20 protein-coding genes, 1 tRNA gene and 4 pseudogenes are annotated in these 22,068 nt (G+C 57.8%); 17 read left to right on the top strand and 8 right to left on the bottom strand.

Annotation, left to right across the window (positions count from 1 at the left end):
• The first annotated feature begins 304 nt into the window (after nt 1–304).
• Nucleotides 305–694 carry a DNA -binding domain-containing protein gene (locus A0U92_RS12610; protein ID WP_475638755.1) on the top strand — a complete coding sequence of 130 codons (390 nt, stop codon included), beginning with the start codon at nt 305–307 and terminating at the stop codon, nt 692–694.
• Here the strand turns inward: A0U92_RS12610 and A0U92_RS17370 are convergent.
• Nucleotides 668–1,003 (bottom strand): hypothetical protein, encoded by a 336-nt coding sequence (locus tag A0U92_RS17370; protein ID WP_149026459.1) that lies wholly within the window; start codon nt 1,001–1,003, stop codon nt 668–670. The two genes, A0U92_RS12610 and A0U92_RS17370, sit on opposite strands and share 27 nt — an antisense overlap.
• Before the next feature lie 113 nt (nt 1,004–1,116).
• On the opposite strand from A0U92_RS17370, the gene A0U92_RS12605 reads away from it, so the two are divergent.
• Nucleotides 1,117–1,410 (top strand): integrase core domain-containing protein, encoded by a 294-nt coding sequence (locus tag A0U92_RS12605; RefSeq protein ID WP_077813527.1) that lies wholly within the window; start codon nt 1,117–1,119, stop codon nt 1,408–1,410.
• A gap of 370 nt (nt 1,411–1,780) precedes the next feature.
• Here the strand turns inward: A0U92_RS12605 and A0U92_RS12595 are convergent, their stop codons facing one another.
• The 3 genes from A0U92_RS12595 to A0U92_RS18340 all read right to left on the bottom strand — a co-directional run bounded on the left by A0U92_RS12595 (nt 1,781) and on the right by A0U92_RS18340 (nt 2,847).
• A complete protein-coding gene (locus A0U92_RS12595) occupies nt 1,781–2,209 on the bottom strand; it encodes a type II toxin-antitoxin system VapC family toxin (protein ID WP_077813526.1) in 429 nt (142 codons plus the stop codon).
• Entirely contained in the window at nt 2,209–2,463 is a 255-nt protein-coding gene (locus A0U92_RS12590; RefSeq protein ID WP_077813525.1) for a type II toxin-antitoxin system Phd/YefM family antitoxin, read from the bottom strand. Before A0U92_RS12590 ends, A0U92_RS12595 begins: the two co-directional genes overlap by 1 nt.
• Before the next feature lie 84 nt (nt 2,464–2,547).
• Nucleotides 2,548–2,847 (bottom strand): hypothetical protein, encoded by a 300-nt coding sequence (locus tag A0U92_RS18340; protein ID WP_236748134.1) that lies wholly within the window; start codon nt 2,845–2,847, stop codon nt 2,548–2,550.
• On the opposite strand from A0U92_RS18340, the gene A0U92_RS18450 reads away from it, so the two are divergent.
• The 4 genes and pseudogenes from A0U92_RS18450 to A0U92_RS12570 all read left to right on the top strand — a co-directional run.
• The gene (locus A0U92_RS18450; protein WP_257788167.1) at nt 2,790–3,047 is read left to right on the top strand and encodes a DUF3363 domain-containing protein; all 258 of its coding nucleotides are present in this window, start codon (nt 2,790–2,792) and stop codon (nt 3,045–3,047) included. The two genes, A0U92_RS18340 and A0U92_RS18450, sit on opposite strands and share 58 nt — an antisense overlap.
• Before the next feature lie 66 nt (nt 3,048–3,113).
• Nucleotides 3,114–3,335 carry a ribbon-helix-helix domain-containing protein gene (locus tag A0U92_RS12580; RefSeq protein WP_222927821.1) on the top strand — a complete coding sequence of 74 codons (222 nt, stop codon included), beginning with the start codon at nt 3,114–3,116 and terminating at the stop codon, nt 3,333–3,335.
• Nucleotides 3,336–3,340: 5 nt separating this feature from the next.
• Nucleotides 3,341–3,682, top strand: coding sequence for a type II toxin-antitoxin system RelE/ParE family toxin (locus A0U92_RS12575; protein ID WP_077813522.1), 342 nt, complete (start codon nt 3,341–3,343; stop codon nt 3,680–3,682).
• Between the two features lie 120 nt (nt 3,683–3,802).
• Nucleotides 3,803–4,159, top strand: a pseudogene (locus A0U92_RS12570) (type IV secretory system conjugative DNA transfer family protein); the annotation flags it as partial.
• Here the strand turns inward: A0U92_RS12570 and A0U92_RS12565 are convergent.
• Nucleotides 4,107–4,468, bottom strand: a pseudogene (locus A0U92_RS12565) (transposase); the annotation flags it as partial. The pseudogenes A0U92_RS12570 and A0U92_RS12565 sit on opposite strands and share 53 nt — an antisense overlap.
• Between A0U92_RS12565 and A0U92_RS12560 the strand changes: the two are divergent.
• Nucleotides 4,465–4,581, top strand: a pseudogene (locus A0U92_RS12560) (integrase core domain-containing protein); the annotation flags it as partial. The pseudogenes A0U92_RS12565 and A0U92_RS12560 overlap by 4 nt on opposite strands.
• A 26-nt stretch (nt 4,582–4,607) precedes the next feature.
• Here the strand turns inward: A0U92_RS12560 and A0U92_RS18330 are convergent.
• A pseudogene (locus A0U92_RS18330) lies at nt 4,608–4,685 on the bottom strand (IS5/IS1182 family transposase); the annotation flags it as partial.
• 225 nt (nt 4,686–4,910) lie between these two features.
• On the opposite strand from A0U92_RS18330, the gene A0U92_RS12555 reads away from it, so the two are divergent.
• Complete coding sequence (locus tag A0U92_RS12555) at nt 4,911–5,306, top strand: hypothetical protein (protein WP_077813519.1); 396 nt, start codon at nt 4,911–4,913, stop codon at nt 5,304–5,306.
• Between the two features lie 138 nt (nt 5,307–5,444).
• Here the strand turns inward: A0U92_RS12555 and A0U92_RS12550 are convergent, their stop codons facing one another.
• Nucleotides 5,445–11,174 (bottom strand): Hint domain-containing protein, encoded by a 5,730-nt coding sequence (locus A0U92_RS12550; RefSeq protein WP_077813518.1) that lies wholly within the window; start codon nt 11,172–11,174, stop codon nt 5,445–5,447.
• A gap of 320 nt (nt 11,175–11,494) precedes the next feature.
• On the opposite strand from A0U92_RS12550, the gene gyrA reads away from it, so the two are divergent.
• The 4 genes from gyrA (at nt 11,495) to A0U92_RS12530 (ending at nt 15,512) form a co-directional block, all read left to right on the top strand.
• A complete protein-coding gene (gene gyrA, locus A0U92_RS12545) occupies nt 11,495–14,284 on the top strand; it encodes a DNA gyrase subunit A (RefSeq protein WP_077813516.1) in 2,790 nt (929 codons plus the stop codon).
• Nucleotides 14,274–14,786, top strand: a complete 513-nt coding sequence (coaD, locus tag A0U92_RS12540) for a pantetheine-phosphate adenylyltransferase (protein WP_077813514.1) — start codon at nt 14,274–14,276, stop codon at nt 14,784–14,786. The genes gyrA and coaD overlap by 11 nt, the downstream gene beginning before the upstream one ends.
• A 101-nt stretch (nt 14,787–14,887) precedes the next feature.
• Nucleotides 14,888–15,370: a peptidylprolyl isomerase gene (locus A0U92_RS12535; protein WP_077813513.1), complete on the top strand. Its 483-nt coding sequence runs from the start codon at nt 14,888–14,890 to the stop codon at nt 15,368–15,370.
• Between the two features lie 66 nt (nt 15,371–15,436).
• Nucleotides 15,437–15,512, top strand: a tRNA-Lys gene (locus A0U92_RS12530).
• A 55-nt stretch (nt 15,513–15,567) separates the two neighbouring features.
• Here the strand turns inward: A0U92_RS12530 and A0U92_RS18650 are convergent.
• Nucleotides 15,568–15,984, bottom strand: a complete 417-nt coding sequence (locus A0U92_RS18650) for a tyrosine-type recombinase/integrase (protein ID WP_077813512.1) — start codon at nt 15,982–15,984, stop codon at nt 15,568–15,570.
• Between the two features lie 230 nt (nt 15,985–16,214).
• Here A0U92_RS18650 and A0U92_RS12520 point away from each other — a divergent pair, with 230 nt between their 5' ends.
• From A0U92_RS12520 to A0U92_RS12500, 5 genes are all read left to right on the top strand, one after another.
• Nucleotides 16,215–16,691: a flagellar basal body-associated FliL family protein gene (locus A0U92_RS12520; RefSeq protein WP_077813511.1), complete on the top strand. Its 477-nt coding sequence runs from the start codon at nt 16,215–16,217 to the stop codon at nt 16,689–16,691.
• Nucleotides 16,688–17,821, top strand: coding sequence for a flagellar motor switch protein FliM (gene fliM / locus A0U92_RS12515; protein WP_077813510.1), 1,134 nt, complete (start codon nt 16,688–16,690; stop codon nt 17,819–17,821). Before A0U92_RS12520 ends, fliM begins: the two co-directional genes overlap by 4 nt.
• A 15-nt stretch (nt 17,822–17,836) precedes the next feature.
• Nucleotides 17,837–18,364 (top strand): DUF6468 domain-containing protein, encoded by a 528-nt coding sequence (locus tag A0U92_RS12510; RefSeq protein WP_077813509.1) that lies wholly within the window; start codon nt 17,837–17,839, stop codon nt 18,362–18,364.
• 52 nt (nt 18,365–18,416) lie between these two features.
• A complete protein-coding gene (locus A0U92_RS12505; RefSeq protein ID WP_236748132.1) occupies nt 18,417–19,115 on the top strand; it encodes a MotE family protein in 699 nt (232 codons plus the stop codon).
• 190 nt (nt 19,116–19,305) lie between these two features.
• Complete coding sequence (locus tag A0U92_RS12500) at nt 19,306–21,813, top strand: tetratricopeptide repeat protein (RefSeq protein WP_236748131.1); 2,508 nt, start codon at nt 19,306–19,308, stop codon at nt 21,811–21,813.
• Nucleotides 21,814–22,068 lie beyond the last annotated feature (255 nt).

Genomic DNA, 22,068 nt, shown 5'->3' with positions numbered 1-22,068 from the left:
TGCCGGTTTTATTACCGGCCCGCCTCAGCGTGGTCCAATTCAGTCCGCCCCTCTCTCTTCACGGCGCTCGCTAGTTATGATCAGCAGGCGACCGATCGGGCTCAACGGTTGCAGATGAGGCGTTTTCCCATCAACTGTCGTTTTCTCAAAGGGAGGCTATAGTTGGGTGAAAATTAACCATGACCCTGAAGGCAGCCTGGACAAGCGCAACCACTGGGAAAAGACGTCGCATTACGTCGTCGCCGGGATCATGAGCGCAGGGGAGGTGGCGTCCCTGCGTCGCGCTGTTGCAGACAGGAAGAACATCCTTGTCGCGGGTGGGGACGAACGCCGCATCGCCGCAGTCCTGATCGATCCCCGCGCCCTGACCATGCCGCTAGATGAATGGCGCGATCATGCGTGGCGCAAGTCCGCCCGAGACTGGCGCGATGAAGGGATCGCCCTGGTCGAAGGCGGCTATCTCAAACTCCTGATCGAATGGCAAGGCCAAAGGGGAGATTTCGCCCCAAGCCCCCCCACTGTGCAGACCAAACGGCAGGAAAAAGCGCCTGAACTGAAAACCCTGCACACGACCGACCCAATCTGCACACCAGAAGACAAGGCGCGACCGCGGTTTGTTACCCGACGTGGCAGGCTGTTTTATCTTGCCTTCCTCTTTTTATTCTTTCTATTCATGATCGAATACATGAAATAACTCCGAAATCACCACGATACGATAGCATAGAGCCGCATAGGATACCATGAAATACGCCATTCCACGCTTTGACCGGAAATCGACCGGATTGCGGGCCAAAAAAGAGGGCATCGGCTGGGCCTGATCGTCAACAGCCGGTTCGGCTGTCTGAACCACCACCGCCGGGGCACCTGCGCCAACAACCGCACGATCCCGCGCCAGCGGATCGAGGCGCGGGTTCTGGCAGGTCTGAAAGACCGGCTGGTGTCGTCCGACAGCGTGGCCGAGGTGGTGAGGGCGTTCGCGGAGGAAGTGAACCGGCTCAACCACGAGCGGCGGGGGCAGGCCGTCGCGGACCGCAAGGCGCTGGACAGGATCGAGCGCGGCATTCAGGGCATGATCGCCGCCATTGAGGACGGCATGTAAGCGACAATGGCACCGAGATGACTTCGAACGCGATCCTGGCCTGGCAGGAGCGGCGGTCGGTGCTGTGGCACTACATAGCACCGGGCAAGCCGCAGCAGAACGGGTTCGTCGGGAGCTTCAACGGCCGGTTCCGTGACGAATGCCTCAACGAGCATCTGTTCCGCAACCTCGCCCACGCTCGGAGGGTCATCGATGCCTGGCGGGCCGACTACAACACCGTCAGGCCCCACACCAGCCTCAAGGACATGACCCCAGAGGCTTTCGCTCAACACGCCACCAAGGCATATAGCAAAGCACAGACCCTAACTTAAATCCGTGGGCATGTTCGGGGCAGGGTCACGCAGGTATGCCGTGTGTGCCACTCGTTCGCTGCGTCAATCACGCCATCTAGTTGTGCTGTTGCTTACAGTCCCTTTTTTATGAGCAGAATAGAGATGGTCATCCAACAAGTTCTCAACCGGAGCGGAGAGGTTCGGCGTGACTTGTCGGACCTGCGTCAGCAAATTGGCATTGAGCAACAATTGACCGCCCGTCGCGTGGCTGTCCGGTCGTGATGCGTGGCACGGGTGATAGCACCAGTTAATTTCGACACCTCATACGTATGCCATGCGCATAACCGGATCATGACCGACTGGAACTTCACCCGGAACAGGGGGCTGGGTTTGTGAACCGGCACTCCTGTCAGTCCGGCTGGGGTTCCCACGGGTTGAGCAGGGGGACGCCGCATGGCAGGAAATCCGCGACGTTGCGGGTCACGACCGTCTTGCCATGGACCAGCGCGGTCGCGGCGATGAGCGCATCGCGTTCCGAACGGGGATCGGGGACATGGAGCCGGGCGCAGCGCAGGGCCACCGACGTATCGACGGGAAAAATACGCCCTTCGAATGCGGGAAGGACATGCTGTTCCAGCCAGGTCCGCAGGATCGTGCCGGAGGCTCTGTCGCGACGCTCCACGCGCAGGATGCCGGTTTCCAGTTCCATGACGGTGATGGCGGAGAGATACAGATCGTTCGCTTCCACGCTGTCGGCCCAGTGCGCCACATTCGGGTCGGCCTTTCCGGCGCGGATTTTTCTCAGTTCTGAAACGACGTTCGTGTCCAGCAGGAACATCAGGAAAAGTCGGCCGGGCGGAGCGTGATATTGGTACGAGGCGGATCGAATGCGATGTCCGCCGCGTCCGGCATCGCCAGGGCGTCCGCGATCTTGCGCGGATGGTGCGTCAGACGGCGGTATTCCTCAATGCTGAGCAGGACATGGGCCGTGCGCCCCCTGTCGGTGATGAACACCGGCCCCTCGGCCGCCGCCTTCTTGGCCCGGCTGGTGTCCTGGTTGAACTCGCGGCTTGAAAGCGTGGTGATGCTCATGTCCGGTCTCCCGACTGCAATGTAGGAACATTACTACATACTGGGAGGCATTGCCAGAAAATCCATGTCCGATCCGGGTTCGGGTCACTGTTGGCCGAAGATTCCATCCCGCCAGAACCGCCCGGTATCGTTCGACTCCCGCGATCTTCGTCCAGCATGGTGAAGGCCCGGTCCGCACCGGGCAAGTATTTTTTCCCTGCCGTTCGCCGGGATGCGACGATGCGGGAAAAGTCCTTGCGGATCGGAAAATGGCCTGTTCCCGATCCGCGCGGATTGAGTCTCCCGGCCCGGTCCACAACGCGCGCGCTTCGCGACGCGAACGGAAGGTGTCGGCTGCGCCGCCGCCGCTGTTTTTGTCGTCAGCCAGGACGGAATGGCGATCATGCGCGCGGTGGCCGAACCGATGCCGAACGGGACGGGGAAACGAGCTTTTCTCTTCGCGAACCGGGAAACGGGACGTTGAGTTCGTGCTGGTGCCCTGGAAGCCTGTCATCGAGAACCGGATCGGACAGGAGATTGCCGGTGTCATGCGCGCGGGCACCATGGACTGGCAGCTCGGACGGCAACGGGGGCTCGGATTGTGACGCAGGCAGGCGTGAATCATGTTGCCAATTTTTGCCATAAGCGAGTATTCTGCCCCCATGAGCACCATGAACATCTCTCTGCCAGAAGCCCTGAAAAGCTTCGTTGACCAGCAGGTTGCCGGCCGTGGCTTTGGCACCAGTAGCGAGTATGTGCGCGAGTTGATCCGCAAGGACCAGGACAGGCAGCGTCTGCGTGGCATGTTGCTTGAAGGCGGCCGATCCGCAACGGGCTCCACGGCTGATGCCACATATTTCGAACGCCTGCGATCGCGTGTGCGCGGCGCCTGATCATCATGACGACCAGACGCGCGGTACTGCGCGAGCAGGCCGAGCGGGATATCGATCGGATCATTGACGATTATGTCGGGAAAGCTGGTGGTGCTGTGGCCGACCGTTTTGTCGGCGCGCTCGAAGAGGGGATGACCCTGATCGGGCAATATCCCGGCATCGGTTCGCCGCGTTGCGGGTATGAACTCGATCTTCCGGGGCTTCGTGCGCTCACTCTTCGGAACTGGCCGTTCGTGGTTTTCTACGTCGAGCGTGAGGACCATCTGGATGTCTGGCGTGTTCTGCACGCCCATCAGGATATTCCGGGCTGGCTGCGAGATCCCGATGGGGACGATAGTTCGGAATAGCGCCTGAATGAGGCCGAACTGATTCAGTGATCTTCCATAAGACTGGCAAGAATGTCAGCGGCATCGAGTCCGATAGCGGTTGTGATGTCGAGGAATTCGATCACGTCGATCCGGCGCTCGCCGGTCTCGCTTTATTTCGTCGTGCCGCCCTCGGACATCAGCCGCACCAAGCCGCTGATCCGGCTGATGCTCAACCAGATTGGACGCCGTCTGACGGAAGATCTGGAGGCGGCAGCCACCCGGCGCAACCTGCTTCTCATGCTTGATGAATTTCCGGCTTTCGGGCGGCTGGATTTCTTCGAAAGTGCTCTGGCGTTCATGACAGGTTACCGGATCCGGGCCTTCTTGATCGCCCAGAGTCTCAACCAGATCGAGAAGGCATACGGGCCGAACAACAGTATTCTGGACAATTGCCAGGTTCGGATCGCAGTTTATTACCGGCATAGCCGCCATCGGCGAAGATGTGGCGAAGCCATGGAAAGTGTCTGCGTATTGCCGCCAGGACATCGACAGCCCCGTTACGATCCTGAATGTCAGCGGCATGAACAAGGGGGAAGATCAGGAAGCCGCAGGTATCCGTCAGAATATGGCGCTTGCGACCTTTGACCTTCTTTCCAGCGTCATAACCGCAAATTCCCCACTTTCCGTGGTTTTCACCGACTGGCTATCAATCACGCCCGCGCTCGGGGAGGCCTCACGCCCTTCGATCTCCCGCAGGTTCATGACCAGTACCGTGTTCATCGCTTCGAACAGTCCGGCATCACGCCATGCGTAAAAGTAGCGCCTGGCGGGCCGACTACAACACCGTCAGGCCCCACACCAGCCTCAAGGACATGACCCCAGAGGCTTTCGCTCAACACGCCACCAAGGCATATAGCAAAGCACAGACCCTAACTTAAATCCGTGGGCATGTTCGGGGCAGGGTCACGCGTCGCCTGTTCTTGAGTTTGTTGAACAGGCGCTCGACGAGATTTCGCCAGCGATATTTGGTTCTGTCATGAGCTATAGGATTCCGGCGGTTACTTTTCTTGGGATGACAGCTTCAATCTCGGCTTATGGAAACCCTTCATCTTGCGGGATGTGCGATCACAGACGCCCTCTCCGCGTCAGGTCGTTCCATGACGGAAAAACCTGACGGGAGCATCCGGCCTTGTTCAGGGTGTGGCTTGTAATGAAGTGATTGTATGATTACGTCGTCTGCAAGGATTTAAAGAGAAGGCGGAATGTCATGGCGGATGAACGTATCCTGAAAAAAGGCTATTCTGGATTGCTGTTTTCAGGATTTATTCTGATTTTGGGTGTGATGTTTCATTCTGACGTAGCCAATGCGCAGAGCCGCTATAATGGGCGTGCGGCGTCAACCGCCAGTCGAACAGCCGGATATCGCCAGAGTGGCCCATCAGCACGAGCCATCTCGCGAGGATCTGTTCAGACGATGCCCTCTGCCTCTCTGGAAAAAAGCAGTACACGGTCTTCCCGCCCAGAGCGGATCGGGGGACCTTACCAGTCATTGCTGACGCCACATACAGCGCCGGACGCACCGGTGCTGCCGCATAATGCAAAGGCTGTCGAGCCACAGCGTTACAAGAGTGAACATGTGTCGACTTCGGCGGCAAGACGCTGAGCGGGATATTTTGGAAAATCCTGTTGCGGAAGCGTTCACCTGGAGAAAGGGGATGGTTCCGTCCGGCTGGCTTTTCCGGCAAGGCCAGTAACGTCGTAAATATTTTTATCGCCGCTTCAGCATTGTGAAAACAGCGTGTCAGAAAAGGAGAAGACTGTCTTCACGTTCCTGCCGGAACGGTACGCCAAGGATGGCGGCACGCCGGGCATAGCGCTCCTGAAGCGTGGTGATGATTTCACCTTCCCTTATCAGGGGCGCTGTCATGAGGACATCTGCGGAAGATGGCAGGGCCGCGACGCGTTGGTCATAATTGTCGAAACCACGTCGTGAGCCATCGTCATCTGTCAGGGATTCGGTCGCCACGCCTTCAGCAAAAATGATGTTCTGGGGACCAATGTCGAGATGATAATAATCTACTGCGGTACCATTTTGTTCAATGAAGATGGTGCGATCATTGATCAGCGCCGCTGCCGGGATAAACACGTCGTCAATATAGAGCATGTGGAGTTGTGAAACACGCAGATCCCGGCGGGGAAGGCCATCTCCCAGCGCATGAGCCTTGATGAGCAGGGGGCGTAATCCTGCTCCGAGAATTATCTGTCGGGGGGTGTATCGTCTGACGGCTTTCCACTGGAGCGCTGTCATGCCGCCATCAGGAGTGAGAATGCGTGTTCCTTCCATGATGTTTTCAATCAGCATCGGTCCGAACTCTGTTTCAATCAGAGTGCCCCGGCAGAAGCAGGCCACGGGTGATAGCGTTATGAGAATATCATTGCTGTTGGCGTACAGGGGGTCCGTATCCGCCTGTGACAGAACAAAGTCCCGGGTGAGATAGACATCATCAGCCGCGGACAGATTGATGGTGATCTGCGTGCCGTTATCGTCAATCGTCAGAATATTATTCGAGAAACTGACAGTGTCTGTGTCTGACCAGGATGTGTCCAGCAGCTCGATGGAACCGCCCGATGTCAGATCGGTATCATGGCTGGTTGCGGCTGTGCTGATTTGCAGAAGCGCGCCGCTGCTGATGGTCGTGTCATCGACAGTGGCATTTGCCTCGGCTCGCAGGACGGCGCCGGAACTAACGGTTGTTCCCAGTCCGCTGCCTCCCGAACTGACGGTGAGGCGCGTGCCGGACAGGAGCGTCACGGCGGAAACGGTGCCACCCATGTTTGCAGTGGCGAGCGCGGTTCCAGTGAGGGTGGCGCTTTCTAACGTACCGCCGCTCTGTACCGTTATCGTTCCGGCGTTGTAAGTGGAGCCGCTGAGAATGGCATCGTCGGCAAGGACGGCATGACCGGTTGAGGCCAGTGTCACAGCATGGGCAGATGCGTGTGCTCCACTCAGGGAGAGCGTGCCATTGTCCACTGTGACAGTGGAGACCTGCGCATTATCGAGAACGGTGAGCGTGCCGCCACCCTCGATGATGGTGTAAGAGGCGCTGCCGCCGGATGAGACGATCTCCTGCGCGTTCGGGCCGCTGATCCTGTCTGATATTGTTGAGCCGGAAACAAAAGCGATGCTCTGGTCTGCAATTAGTGTGGAACTGGCGGTGCCTCCACTGGCCACGACAAGAGTGGAAGGGGAGGCTGTATCGGTGGCCAGCGTCACGCTGACGGCCGAACCGCCGGAGCTGACGGTCAGCAATCCACCACTGACCGTGCCACCGCTTTCGAGGCTTCCGGAAAAAACTGTTTCCTGACCACCGGATTCCACCAGTGTATTACTACCGATTCCTCCCGAGGAGACGGTCATCACACCGCCAGAGGAGACAACGGCGTTTTCACTGATGGACGGATCACCGACTGCGAGTAGGCCGCCCGACAGAACTTCGGTATTGACGGCATAGCCGTCAGCATCGATTTCCAGTGTGCCATTTGAAAGTGTAACGCTGGAGACCTGTCCACCATAAATGTGGACATCGCCGCTGTCAGCGACCGTGGCGGTGATGAGAAGACCGCCTCCCGAAATGAGGACCTGTCCTCCTGAGACTGTCAGATCATGAGCGGACCCTGACGAGATGACCGTGGTGATGGTATTGGATGACAACCGGGCGGAAGTGAGGACTGCATTCTCCGTAACGCTGGTGACTGTGCCGCTCGTCAGGATCAGATCCTGACCAAGAGCCCCGTCAGCAAGCCTCAGCGATGCGTTTCCGGAGAGAGAGCCGCCCGACAGCATACTGGCGCCGGTGACTGTTATGGCGCCACTCTGTGCGGTGATATTCTGGATTTCAGAGCCATTCTCCACGGTGATCGAACCGTTGCTGTTGATCACTCCTGAGGCGATGGCATCTGTTGTGATTTCTAACGTGCCGCCATCACCGAGGCTGATCTGCTGACCCAGCGCCCCCGCACCACTGAGCAGCAGATCACCATGGACCGTGCCGCCACTTTCGATTCCTCCGGCAGAAACAATTTCTTTTCCGCCTGCACTGACTTGCGTATTGCTGCCTGCGCCTCCTGAAGAAACCTTCAGCGCGCCGCCGGAACTGACTGTGGCGCTGATGATTGTGCTGCCACTGTTTATGGTAACATCCGCATCGCTCCACATCAGGCTGGTTGTCGTTGCGCCGTTGACCAGTTCGAGTTGCCCACCATCTGCCAGGCCAAGTCTGTTGAGGCTGGCCTCGGCGCCATCAAGAATCAGGGTTCCACCGGAGACCATACCATCGGCGAGCGCGCCTGAAACGATGGCGCTGCCACCGGAGAGGATCGAAGCACCGGAGACTGTCCCACCCGCCTGCACGGTCAACTGCCCGTCGGACACGGTTACGGCTGACGCCAGACCGCCACTGGAAACGGTCTCCGTGCCGCCCAGAAGCGTCGCACCGCTGTCAATGCCGCCCGACGCGACATCCAGATCGCCGCCGGAGGAAACAACAGTGGCGCTTGCCATGCCGCCAGAAAGGACCTCTGACCCGCCGCTGGCCAGTGTTACGGAAACAGTTGCGCCGGAACTGGTGACCATCGTCACGGCGTTCGTCCCGACAGAAGTCCGCATGAGGGCGCCACCGGATGAAACGGTGGTGGTGCTGCCGTCTTCAATCGTAAAGCCGGTGACGGTTCCGCCGCCCATGATGGTTAGAGAGGTATTGCCGGAGGCGCTGCCGGACTCTGCCCAGCCATTTTTCGCAACCAGCAGGTCGCTTTTTGAATCGACAGCAATGTCGAAAACCTGAGCATTGCCTGAAATACGCAGGGTGCCATAATGAGCTGTGACCTCGCTCGTCACGCCACCCAGAAAGATCGCGCGTGCGTCATCCAGAGAGTTGAGGGCTGCATTGCCGTCACTTGTGATGACGGTGAGACCGGAGGCGGCTCCGCCGGCCAGCATGAATGTGCCTCCATCCACGATCAGTGTGTCAGTGGCGGAGCCATCGCCGAGATAAAGCACGCCACCGCTTGAGACGGTGTCGTTCTGAATAAGGGCTGTCGCGCCTTCCACGACTTCGGTCGCCAGAGGCGTTCTTGCGCCGGAACTTCCGGCGGAATCGTTCAGGGCGCCAACACCGCCGATCGTGACATTGGTTTCCGTGCCCTGTTCATTGAGAGAGTCGTAGTTGCCGACAACGACGTCGGAAAGATATCCACCAGCACTGACTGTAATGGTGCCATAGGCCCCCAGGCTGTAAGCCGGGCCTCCCACGCTGCCGGACAACATGACGACATTGCTGGCGCGACCACCTGATGAGACGATGATGGAGGCGTCTCCGACTGTCGCACCATTGAGCACTCCACCACTTTCCACCGTGACAGCAAGGGGACCGCTGGCAGTGACGCCGTTGTGCATATCGACGACAGTAGAGCCATCGGGTGTATAACCGCTGGTGTTGTAGTAGGTCGTCTCTGCGCCGGAATTGAGAACGAGGGCGGATGCTACGCCGCCGCTGGTAATGTCGATCAGACCGAACGACAGTACGGTGCCGCTGGATTCCAGACTGCCGCTTCCGACGGTTTCCATCCCCCCACTGGAAACCACTGTGTCGCTGGCGATACCCCCGGAAGTAACGTTCAGATACGCGCCTGCTCGGATTGTCGTGGCGAAAGCCTGTCCGGCCAGTTCGCTTGCCGCGCCGCTCTCGAGAAGAGAACTGACAGCGGAAGCATTTTCGGTAACCAGCAACGCGCCAGCTGACTGGACTGTGGCGCTGGTGATCATGCTGCCACTGCTGACGGTGACGCCAGCATTACCCCATGTCAGGTCTGCGGCGCTTGCGCCGTCTGTCAGTTCCAGCCGGCCACCGCCGGTCAGGGTAAGGTTTGTCAAGCTGGCTGTGGCGCCATCGATTGTAAGGTGACCACCAGACACGGTCGTATCGCTGACCGCGCCAGAAACAACGGCGCTGCCATTGGATGCAATGGAAACAGTGGCGGCAGAACCACCTTCCTGTACGGTCAGTATGCCACCAGTCACCGTTACTGCTGATTCCAGCCCGCCACTGACAATAACACTGGAACCATTTGAAAGGGTTATGCTGCTGCCTGTGCCGCCAGAGCTGATGGTCAGTAAGCCCCCACTGACCACGCCGCCACTTTCGAGGCTGCCGGAAGAAACCGTTTCCTGACCGGCGCTTTCAATCAGCGTATTGCTGCCGACGCCTCCTGAAGAGAGAATCATCTCTCCTCCAGAAGAGACGATGGCGTTTTCACTGAATGAAGGGTCGCCGATCGTGAGCAGGCCACCCGACAGAACCCGTGTGTCCGTGGCGGACCCGTTGCTATCCACACTCATGCTGCCGGTGACAAATGTATTACTTGCAATGGCGCTCGTGGTGATTTTCAGCAGTCCGCCTTTGTCAACGGTGACGGAGACGACGGAGACGTCGCCATTGGAAGTAATATTGTATCCTGAAAGAAAACCTCCTGATTTTACTTCAGCATTATATGAAGTTGCGGCCATGCCATCACCGACAACGGCTTCCGTGCCGCCGCTTTCAATGATGTCATTATAAATGACGCCATTATCGTAAACAAGAACGCGTACAGTATTGGAAGTATGAACACCGGAAGCGATACCACCATCAATGCGGACGTTGTAACCGTTGTATTGGGGATTGGCGGTCAGCTCATAAACCGTGCCATGCACGATGATGGCGGCACCATTCAGGGTAACGCCTGAGGTGTTGCCTCCCGAACTGATGACCATGATTTCGTGATAGACTGTCGTGTCACAGGCGGAACCGCCTGAACTGACAATCAGACCCTGCTGATGCCCGGGTCCGCTCGTAGCGCCGCTGATGACGGTTGCAGGACCACTGATAATCGTATTGCTGGCTATTCCGTCAGAAGAAATTCTGAGAAAACCACCATCATCGACGATTGTTCCGGTCGCTGACCCGCTGATGAACGCAACAGCGGTGTCTGCGAGGATAGCGCCAGACACTGTTCCGCCACTTTCAACGTTCAGTTGCGTAAGGCCTGTTCCGGATTGCAGGGTGATGTTGAGGGCAGAGCCGCCGGAACTGACGGTCATGAGACCATCTGTGATCGCTCCGCCACTTTCAGCGCCGCCGGAAGAGATGACCTCCTGTCCATTAGCGCTGAGGGTCGTTCTGCCGCCGACGCCTCCTGAGGAAAGAACCAGCAGTCCTCCCGATAGAATCTGCGTGCCAGAGGCTATACCCCCGCTGCTGACAACTTCAGAACCGCCGCTTGAAAGTGTTGTTGCGGTCGCAACGCCTCCGTTTGCGACCTGGAAGGAGCCTCCACTCAATACTGTTGCGGACAGGGCGCTTCCGGAAATGACCGCAAACCCTCCGGAACTCACCGTTGGGGTCGTGGCGATCCCTCCATTTTCGACGGTCAGGGAATCAGCCGCTGTTACGGCAGTGCTGGTTGCTGAATGACCGCTGCTGATGGTTGTCATGGATCGTAGCCTGCTCTTGCTTCATCCGGATTTGCGTCGCCATGAGGCGGCGGCCAGAAGGCCGTGAAAAACAAGAAAATTTTCCGGCTTTCTTTGTTCAGTTACAGTAAAGAAGTTAACGGAATATAGGTCCGGTGATGACGGCCAGGGCAGGTTGTTCATGCTAGCCGGAACGACCCTCGCATGATGATGGACTGGTGCTGCCGCCTATCCCTGAGCGTGAGTGCTCCCTTCGCCCTTACAGCGGAGCACACCCTGTGCTATCAGCGATAACCCTTACTCACAGCAGGCCGCGCAGGCCGTGACATGACGGAAGAGCCTTGACCGAGAACTCAGACCTGCCCGCTTCGCCCTCCGACCTCGTTCCGGTTGCAATCGAGGAGGAGATGCGCTCTTCCTATCTTGCCTACGCGATGTCCGTTATTGTCAGTCGTGCGCTGCCGGATGTGCGGGACGGGCTGAAACCTGTTCACCGCCGTATTCTGTACGCCATGCGCGAGAGCGGGTTCACGGCGGACAAGCCCTACCGTAAATCGGCCCGCGCGGTCGGTGACGTGATGGGTAAATATCATCCGCACGGCGACTCCTCGATCTATGACGCCATGGTCCGCATGGCGCAGCATTGGTCGATGCGCGTGAAGCTGATCGACGGACAGGGCAATTTCGGCTCGGTCGATGGCGATAGCCCGGCGGCCATGCGTTACACCGAAGCGCGTCTGGCCAAATCTGCCTCGTTCCTGCTGGATGACATTGATCGCGACACGGTCGATTTCCAGCCGAATTATGATGAGAGCGAGAACGAGCCGACCGTTCTGCCGGCGTCCTTCCCGAACCTGCTGGTCAACGGCGCGACCGGCATCGCCGTCGGCATGGCGACCAACATCCCGACCCACAATCCGGGCGAGGTCATCGACGCTACACTCGCGATGATCTCCAATCCGGACATCACACTTGAAGAGCTGATGGAGATCATCCCCGGTCCGGATTTCCCGACTGGCGGCACCATCCTCGGGCGCGCGGGCATCCGCTCCGCGTTCGCCACCGGACGCGGTTCGGTTGTCGTACGGGCGAAGGCGGATTTCGAGGAAATCCGTAAGGACCGCAAGGCGATCATCATCACCGAAATTCCGTATCAGGTGAACAAGGCGACGCTTCAGGAGAAGATCGCCGAACTGGTGCGTGACAAGACCAGCGATCGTCATATCGAAGGCATCTCGGACATCCGTGACGAATCCGACCGTTCCGGCATGCGCGTGGTGATCGAGCTCAAGCGTGACGCCACGCCGGAAGTCGTGCTGAACCAGCTCTACCGCTTTACGCAGCTCCAGAGTTCCTTCGGCGTGAACATGCTGGCCCTGAACGGCGGACAACCGCAGCTCATGGGTCTGCGCGACGTGCTGTCGGCCTTCATCGCTTTCCGTGAGGAAGTGATCATGCGCCGCGCCCGGTTCGACCTGAACAAGGCGCGTGATCGCGGACATATTCTTGTTGGTCTGGTGATCGCCGTCGCCAATATCGACGAGGTGATCCGCATCATCCGTGCGGCTCCGGACGCTGCGACGGCCCGCGAGCAGCTTATGGCCGCCGAGTGGAACGCCGCCGATGTCGAGCCGCTGCTGGCGCTGATCCATGACGAAGGCAATGTCGTCGTCAATGGTAAGGTCCGCCTGACCGAAGCGCAGGCCCGCGGTATTCTGGAACTGCGTCTCCAGCGCCTCACTGGCCTTGAGCGCGAGAAGATCCAGAACGAACTGTCCGAAGTGGCGGTGAAGATCAACGAACTTCTGGAGATCATCGGCAGCCATATCCGTCGCATGGAAGTCATGCGTGAGGAACTGCTGCTGGCCCGCGCCGAAATCGCCACACCGCGCGCAACCGAAATCTCAGATTACGCTGGCGATCAGGACGACGAAAGCCTGATCGAGCCGGGCCTGATGGTCGTGACCATTACCCGCGACGGCTTCATCAAGCGCACGCCGCTTGAAGTGTTTCGCGCCCAGAACCGTGGCGGTCGTGGCCGTACGGCCGCTGGCCGTCGTGGCGATGATATCGTGGTGCGTTCGTTCAACGCGCATACCCATCAGTGGGTGCTGTTCTTCTCCTCCGGCGGCAAGGCTTACCGTGAGAAGGTCTGGCGTCTGCCGGAAGCCAGTCCGACCGCGAAGGGCAGGGCGCTGGTCAACCTCCTGCCGGATCTCGGCGGCGACGAGATCACGGCGGTTCTGCCGCTGCCGCAGGACGAGGAACTGTGGGATGCGCTGCATCTTGTGTTCGCCACGGCGAGCGGCGGCGTACGGCGTAACCGCCTCAGCGACTTCCAGAACATCCGGTCTTCCGGCCTGATTGCCATGAAGCTGGATGAGGGAGATCGTCTGATTGGCGTGGCCACCTGCCGTGAGGGTCAGGACGTGTTCCTTGCCACCCGCAAGGCGCGTTGCATCCGCTTCCAGATCACTGACGAGACTCTGCGTGTGTTCGCGGGTCGTGGCTCGACCGGTGTGCGTGGCATCCGTCTGGCGGATGGAGACGAAGTCATCAGCCTCTGCGTGCTGAATCATGTCGATGCGACGGTTGAGGAGCGGCAGTTGTATCTGCGTGCCGCCAACGCCAAGCGCCGCGCTGAAAACGCTGCGGATGAGGCGGATGCCGAAGAGACCGGTGTGGATGCGGAAGAGGTTGTGCTGCCGGATGGTTCGGCGCTGACACCCGAGCGCTTCACTGAACTGGAAGCGGCTGAAGAAATCCTCCTCACTGTAAGCGATGGTGGCTTCGGCCGTCGTTCATCGGCCTATGATTATCGCGTCAGTGGACGTGGCGGTCAGGGTATCGCCAACATGACATTCTCCTCCAGCAAGCGCGGCTTTGAAGTTGTGGCCACGCTTCCCGTTCTCTCCGGTGTTGACGTGATGCTTGTCACTGATGCCGGGCGTTTGATTCGCGTTCCGGTCGATCAGGTGCGAGTCATGGCGCGTCAGGCCAGCGGCGTCACGCTGCTGCGTCTGGATGGTACGGAAGCAGTGACCAGCGTGTTCCCCGTTCTGGAGGATGACTCATCCGACGGCGATGACGACGCTGGCGCGGATGGAGAAAGCACGGGTAATGAAGGCTGACAGACCCGCTCGGGTCGGATTCTATCCGGGTACGTTTGATCCTGTGACATTCGGGCATCTGGATGTCATCGAGAGAGCGGCCCGGCTGGTGGACCGGCTGGTGATCGGGGTCGCGGTGAACGCAGGTAAAAATCCGCTTCTGTCGATTGAAGAGCGTGTCGCGTCCATAGAGGAAGCGGTGCCGCCGCTGGCGGAGCGATCCGACTGCGAGATTGTGGTCACGCCGTTCAATGAGCTTCTGGTGGATGCGGTGCGGCGTTCCGGCGCGAGTATGATTGTCCGTGGGCTGCGGCTTCTGGTCGATTTTGACTATGAGGCGCAGATGCTTGGGGCCAATCGGCGGCTTGCGCCCGAAATCGAGACGATTTTCCTGATGGCGTCGGAGCGGACGCAGTTCATTTCCTCGCGGATGGTGCGCGAGATCGCCCATTATGGCGGCGATATCAGCGAGTTTACGCCGCCGGGGGCTGCGGTGCGGGTGACTGCGCGTCTGGGACGCTGATTCCGGAACTTTGCGATTCCGGCTTTGTGCCGTAAGCCGTTCGAAGCCGGTGCTCCTGTCTGTGTGGAGCGCCGGGTTCCTGTACCTGAATGGATAGGCGCATGACTGACAAAAATGATATTCTGAACATGGATCTGGCGAGTGGACGGGTTGTGATCCGTCTGCGTCCGGACCTCGCTCCTCTGGCCGCCGAGCGTCTTCGTACGCTGTCCGCCGAAGGGTTTTACGACAATACGCCGTTCCACCGCGTGATCGAAGGCTTCATGGCGCAGGGTGGCGATCCGACCGGCACTGGCACCAGCGGTAGCAAGCTGCCGGATCTGAAGGCCGAGTTTACCCGTGCGGCGAAGTTCGAGCGCGGCACGATCGGCATGGCGCGCACCATGAATCCGGACAGCGCCAACAGCCAGTTCTTCATCATGTTCGAGCCTTCTCCGCATCTGGATGGCCAGTACACCATCGTTGGTGAAGTGATTGAAGGTATGGATCTGGTCGACAAGATCAAGCGCGGCTCGGGCGCAGGCGGCACAGTCAAGGATCCGGACAAGATTCTGAAGATGCGTCCAGCGTCTGCTGAAGCCTGATTTAAGGTTTTTGTCGCGATGGCTGTTGACATGAGCGGCAGCCATCGCTACCCGAATGCCCGTGGCGAGCCGGTAGCTCAGCCGGTAGAGCATTCGACTTTTAATCGAATGGTCGTGGGTTCGAGTCCCACCCGGCTCACCAACATATAAAGAAAATGGCGGCTATCAGCCATTTCTCGGCGGGTTGTAAAATGAGGTTAGAAAGACCTCTTTTTTGACAGGGCCTGCATTCCCTCATCAGCAAGATGCGTTTTGTTCGCGGCCCTCGTGTATCGATCCACTTCTTTCAAGGGTTCGTGCCCCGTGATGACCCCGATCTGATGTGGCGTGCAGCCAGCCTCAGCCAGCCGCATGGCGATGGTTTTTTTCAGGCCGTGCGGGGATAGATCCTTGGGAATCGATGTCCTCTCGCACCACTTAACGAACTGGTTATAAAACCCGTTCGATGAGGACCGCTTGCCTTTCCCGGTGCAGATGAATGTTTCGGCGTGCGGGGCTATTGCGTCGAGAGATGCCTGTAGCCGCTCCTGAGCGGGGATCTCCACATAAGCTCTGGTCTTGATCTGTGTCAGGCAGATAGCCTCCTCTCCTTTGTGACGGGATGAAAGAGACAGTGCGCAGCATCATGATCTCATAAGACATCTGCTGCGCCGATTCTTGTCGGAATCCTCTTTTACGGCCCGCACACCCGTGAAATTAGATGATTCTTAAGCCTCACACCTTACCTCTTGATCCCATAGCCGACTGTATCGACAGAGCCTTCTGTTGATGAAGAAGGGATACGTCTCTGCCTGCGGGCAGACGTGTCCTGTCGGAGGTGAGGTTACGCGGTTTCGGGGAACGGATGGCGGAAGAAGCTGAGACGGCTGGTGCTGAAGCATCGCCTCCCAAAAAGAGTAAAAAGAAGCTTGTGATGCTGGGTGGCGCCTTGCTGGGCATAATACTGCTCGGTGGTGGTGGCTGGTATTACAAGCAGCATTCTGCGCATGCGGTGAAGGAAAACGTGCCTGTTGTGCAGGAGGAACCGTTTCTCGTTGATATTCCGACGGTGATCTCCAATCTCGAAAGTTCATCCGGTCGGCCTGTTTTCGTGAAGCTGACTGCCAAATTGCAGGTCAGAGGCGCCACCGTGCAGCAGGTGACGTCGCAGATGCCAGAAATCCAGAACATCTTTCAGTCTTATCTGCATGAAAGTTCGCAGGCTGATCTGAATGGTAATGGGATCTATCGTCTGCGTGAGGCGCTGCTGGCCCGTATCGCCGTGCAACTCGCTCCAATTGAAGTGAGGGACGTTCTGTTCACGGAGTTGCTGATTCAATGAGCGGCGCACAGGACACAGTAAACTCTTCCATTCCGCGTCCGGAACCGACTGCGGCTCTGAATGAGCACAGCCGCAGAGAGGATTTCTCGGCGGCGGGCGTTGAGGGGGGGCAGGATATTGGTGGCGAAGACGTTCCCGAGCGTCCCCTGGACCAGTCTGAAATCGATGACCTGCTCGGTAGTGTTCTCATGTCAGGTGAGGCTTCCGAGCCTGTCAGCGGGCTGGAACGGATCATCGGCGCAGGTCTGGTGGCCTATGAACGTCTGCCGATGCTTGAGGTGGTGTTCGATCGCCTCATGCGGATTGTGTCCACGTCACTGAGAAGTTTCACGAACGATAATGTGGAGGTTTCTCTTGATGGAATCAGTTCGCTGCGGTTTGGCGATTATCTGAACTCGGCGCGGACATCGTCCATTTTTGCTGTCTTCAAGGCGGAGGAATGGGAAAATTACGGGTTGATGGTGATTGATTCATCACTGACCTATTCCATGGTGGATGTGCTTCTCGGGGGCGCCAGAAACCCGCGTCCGCTAAATGTGGAAGGGCGGGCTCACACCACGATTGAGCGTGCCCTTGTCGAGAAGATGGTGCGGATTGTTCTGGAAGACCTGAGTTCGGGTTTTGATCCGATCTGTGCGGTCAATTTCAAGTTCGAACGTCTTGAAGTGAGCGCACGGTTTGCAACGATCTGCCGTACTTCCAACGCGGTTTTCATGGCGCGCATGCGTGTGGAAATGGATGACCGTGGTGGAAACATCGATGTCATTCTGCCCTATGCCACGCTTGAGCCGGTACGCGAACTGCTGGTCCAGCAGTTCATGGGAGAGAAGTTCGGTCGGGATCCTGTGTGGGAAACCAACCTCATCGACCATCTGCAGGATACGGATATTGTTCTTGATGCAGTCCTTGCTGAGCAGACAATGAAATTTTCTGAAATTTCTGACCTGAAGCCAGGGTCTGTTCTGGTTCTGGATCAGGAAATCGGAACACCGATCGATCTTCGTTGTGGATCAGTTTCGCTTTTTCTCGGAAAATCTGGTCGAAAAAAAGAACAGATGGCTGTGAAAATTGAAGAAGATCTTCTGGTTGTCCGTACAATGTTTCAGTCTCCGGAAGGAGCCTACTCCTGATGTGGAGAGTATATTATGACAGCATCTGAATACACGATTGAAATAGCGCTTTGCATTCTGCTTGGTTTTGGAATTTTTTACAGTATCCATCTCGGGCGGGCTCTGGCTGTGCTGCGCAGGGATCGCCGGGAACTGGCTGATCTGGTGGCGCGTCTGGACGAGAGCGGCCGACGTGCTGAAGATGGTGTCGAAAAATTGCGGACGGCTGGAGATGTTAGTGGCCGTTCGCTGAGCCGCATGATCGATCAGTCCAAAATGTTGCAGGGTGAGCTTGAATCTCTTTCGGAAAGAGCTGACGCCATCGCCGAACGTCTTGAAATGCTGATTCGTGAAAACAAATTTTCTGAAAAAGAAAAAACCGTAGCGACGGTTGAGATCTCTCCAGTGGAGGACGTAGTGTCTGATCACAGGGCGGATACGGAGCGGGGAGTCCTCCCTTCTCTGCCAGCCAGCCCAACACCAGGCGTTCGTCCTTATGAGCAGAGACTGCGTCAGAGGACAGCGGCTGAACAGGATTTGATCCGAGCGTTACGGATGAGCTAGTCGAATGCCGAAGCTGTCTTTTTCCCGTATTTTTCAGCTCTCATCCTGCCTGATGGGGGGGCTGCTGTCACTGAAGCTGTATCTTCTGACGAGTTCACTCCTGTTCGCCAATACGCCTGAAGGGGCTGCGGCGGTCGCAGAGCAGGGGAGTGGACAGATTGCTGGCGCAACAGGAACGGCAGCCGTCACTGCCGAAGGGGCGGTTGTTTCCGGATCAAAGCCTGACCCTGACAGGGATCATGCGGAGAAATCTCCGTGCTCGGAAGGCATGACCTGCATAGGTCAGAAGAATCAGCCAGAACTGGATGTGGCTCATAGCGCGGATGATGCCCGAAAGGAGTTGCTGCAGGATCTGGAGGGTCGTACCAAGCAGCTTGATCAGGAGAGCCAGCAGCTCGAAGAGTTAAAAAGAAGCATTGATGCCTCTCAGGCTGTTTTGGAACAGCGGATGCAGAAATATTCAGAACAGCAGGCTGTCGTCAAAAATCAGGTAAAACAGAAGCAACAATTAAGTGACGCTGATGTTGATCGGTTGGTAAAGATTTATGAGGCAATGGCGCCGCGTGACGCCGCATCTATTTTCAATGTGCTTGATTTTCAAGTAGTAGTGCCAGTGATGATAAAAATGAACCCGAGAAAAGCGTCTGCGATTCTCGCGGGAATGGTGCCTGAACGGGCGATGATGGCGACTCAGTTGCTTGCCGGTGTGCCGCGCAAGTCGGCTGTGGTTCGGATTGGAACAAACGGCTAGATCGTTTGAAAACTGGATTATGTGCTGTGACTTCAATTTTGTGAGAAGTAGCACGGCGGAGCGGGAATAAGGCGTGCGGATCAGATTTTCTTTGACGTTATGGCTTGCAACGTGCCTGACTTTTCCTGTGTCCGCGTATGCGGAAGAGTCGCACACTACAGTACGCCAGCCTGTCCCGCATGATAGTGATATGGCGGCGCAGTCTGCTGATGCAGGCGATGCCACATCCGTGCAGCCGGCTGTCAGTCATCGCATTCGCAAGCGAAAAAACCGGATCACCAAACAGGCCGTTCCTCCTGCCCAGACGCCGCCTGCAACGGATGCAGCCCATCCGCCTGTGTCCCCCCCCGGCAGTCTGCCTGAAGGCTGGCGATCAGAGCGGTTCAGCACACAGTCCGACGCAGACCCGAAAAAGCAGACAGAGGGTGCTCCTGCCAAAATAAACACGTCCTCTGTTTCTTCTGCCCAAACGGCCGCATCATCACAGCCGGAAGAAAGCAAGCCTGCAGTCATCAGCAAGATTTTCCTGCCGTTGGGAGACGGCGCAGGTGTGGGCGCGTTCTGGAGTGGAAACGATTTTATCATCGTGTCTGATCGCGCCACGCAGATGGACACCAGCGCGTTGCAGGGAACTGGCCGGTTTGCCAATGCGACGGTTCAGACCGTTGGCAATACAACGATTGCTGCATTTCATTTTGACCAGGTCACTCCTCTCGAAATGCATAAACAGCCGGGAGGCTGGATTCTCGCCGTCAGAGCGGAAAATGAGACGAGTCGTCACGCTGTCATTACGCCACAGGCCAAGGATGGAGGGCTCCTTTACCCGATGCCGCAACCGGGGCGGGTGATTGAAATTTCCGATCCGGCGTCTGGCGCCCGTCTGCTTGTGGCGACCGCTGTGGAAGAGTGTCCCGGACCTCTGCTCCGTCGCCACAAACTTGGTTATGAAATCTGGCCTTCCATGCAGGGACTGGTTTTTGCCATTGAGTCTGATCAGGTCGAGGTTCGTAAAGGAAACGGGGGCGCCTTTCTCGATGTTCTTGGCAAGGATGGCATTCCTGTCGCATCGGGGGCTGAAGGTGCTGTGGCTGACGATCGGGTGGACTGGTCCTGGCTGGGGCTTCGTGCGCTCAATCCGGCTGTGCTGAAGGAAGATTATCGCCGTCGCTGGACACAGGCAGCCATGCAACCTCCGGAGGCGCGTGGCGAAGCGCGGCTGGCAGCAGCCAGAGCCGCGTTCGCTATGGGCGATGCGCGGGAGGCGCGGGCGATTCTCGGGACGGCTATCGAAGACAATCCGGAACTGGCTCTTCAGCCTAACGTGACATTTCTGGAGGCAGCGTCTGAACTGATTTCTGGTAATGTGGACGGCGCATCCGCCCTGGCAAACCCTGAAGCAGGTTCAGACGGTGTGCTGTGGCGTGGCCTCTATATGGCCCGAAGCGGAGGCAATCCCGCCAAGGCTGCGACACTCCTGGCTCAGGGCTTTCCAAATCTGGAGAACTATCCCGAGCCTTTGAAAAAACAGATCCAGCCGGAAATCGCGACATTCATTGCACGCTATGGTTCGGATGAAGATCGTTCTGTTCTGGAGCCGTTACCGGCTGATGGGCGTTTTGATCTTGCTCGCGCTTTCATGACACTCAAGGCAGGGGATCAGGACAAGGCGCTGGCGATGTTCTCGCATCTTGCTTCTGACAAAAGACCGGAAATTGCTGTTGTGGCAGCCGAGCAGACTCTGGGCATGAAGCTCGCCGCTGGTCGTATTCGTCCAGCGGAGGCGGCTGCGGGTTATGAAAAGCTTCTCTTCGCGGCACGGCAGGCGGGAGCCGAGAAAGAGGTCAGGCACGGCCTGATCTCGGCGCTGATGCAAACGGGCGACTGGCCCGGCGCACTCGTCGCCGCCGATGACGATATGCGTCTGTTCCCGGAAGATCGTATCGCATTGGCGCCCCAGATCGAACAGATCCTGGAGCATCTCGCGGCAACAGATATTCAGGCAGGCAGCGCGAAATCGACAGAACTGATCGATGCGGTCGCAATGATTGAAAGCCACGTGGACCAGATCCCGGATGGCCCTGCGAAGGGGAAAATACTGGCTGGCCTCGCCCGTAAGCTGCAGGGACTCGGATTGCCGGGGAAAGCGGCTATCGCCTTTGAGCGTGCGCTGCCACTTGCGTCGGACGACTCACAACGCGCGGCGCTGGGTGCTGAACTGGCGCAGGCTGACATTGATGCGCAGCGGCTTGGGCAGGCGCGTCGTGCGCTCGATGAGACGCAGGATCCGGGGGCGGATGCTTCACTGGCATCGCGTCGTCGTGTCATTACCGCTGGTCTGCTGGCTCGTGAAGGAAGCCGTGACCAGGCATTCGAGCTTCTGGAGCAGGATGAAAGTGATGCTGCTCTCGATCTGAAAGGTCGCATTCTGGAAGAACAGCGGAAATGGCCGGACGCTGTGCTTGTGGTTGGACGACTGGCCACGAAAAACCTGCCGGAAGTCGGCGCACTGAATGCTGATCAGCAGCAACTGGCCATCCGTCTTGCAACAGACGCCGCCCGCGCCAACGACTGGAGCACTCTGGATCGACTGCGTGAATGGGTGGGGGGGCGACGCATGAGCCCCGAGCGTCAGCGCATCTTCACGCTTCTCGTCACCTCGCCGGAAGATGAACTGCGCAAACGTTCTGAAGCGCAGTGATCATCATTGCTGTCAGTAGAAAAACGGTCATAAAGAGCGGCCTTCTCACCCGCATATCATGAAGAATGCGAGTGCAGGACAGAAAAAATAGAATAAAATAGTCTATGTCCAGCGAGTGTGGGGCTGTGATGTCCCCATTCCTCCCGTAAGCCAGACCATCAATTACACCGCTGACGACCGGAATTTTCTCCGCTATTCTGTCGCCGCTCCATGTGGCGGCACAGTGCAAGATGTGTTTTGCACCATAGATTCTGT

Origin of the sequence: Acetobacter aceti (assembly GCF_002005445.1) — a bacterium.
In the GTDB taxonomy this organism is placed as follows: domain Bacteria; phylum Pseudomonadota; class Alphaproteobacteria; order Acetobacterales; family Acetobacteraceae; genus Acetobacter; species Acetobacter aceti_B.
The sequence above is the reverse complement of the archived record's forward strand: the minus strand, read 5'-3'. Positions and strand labels throughout refer to the sequence as shown.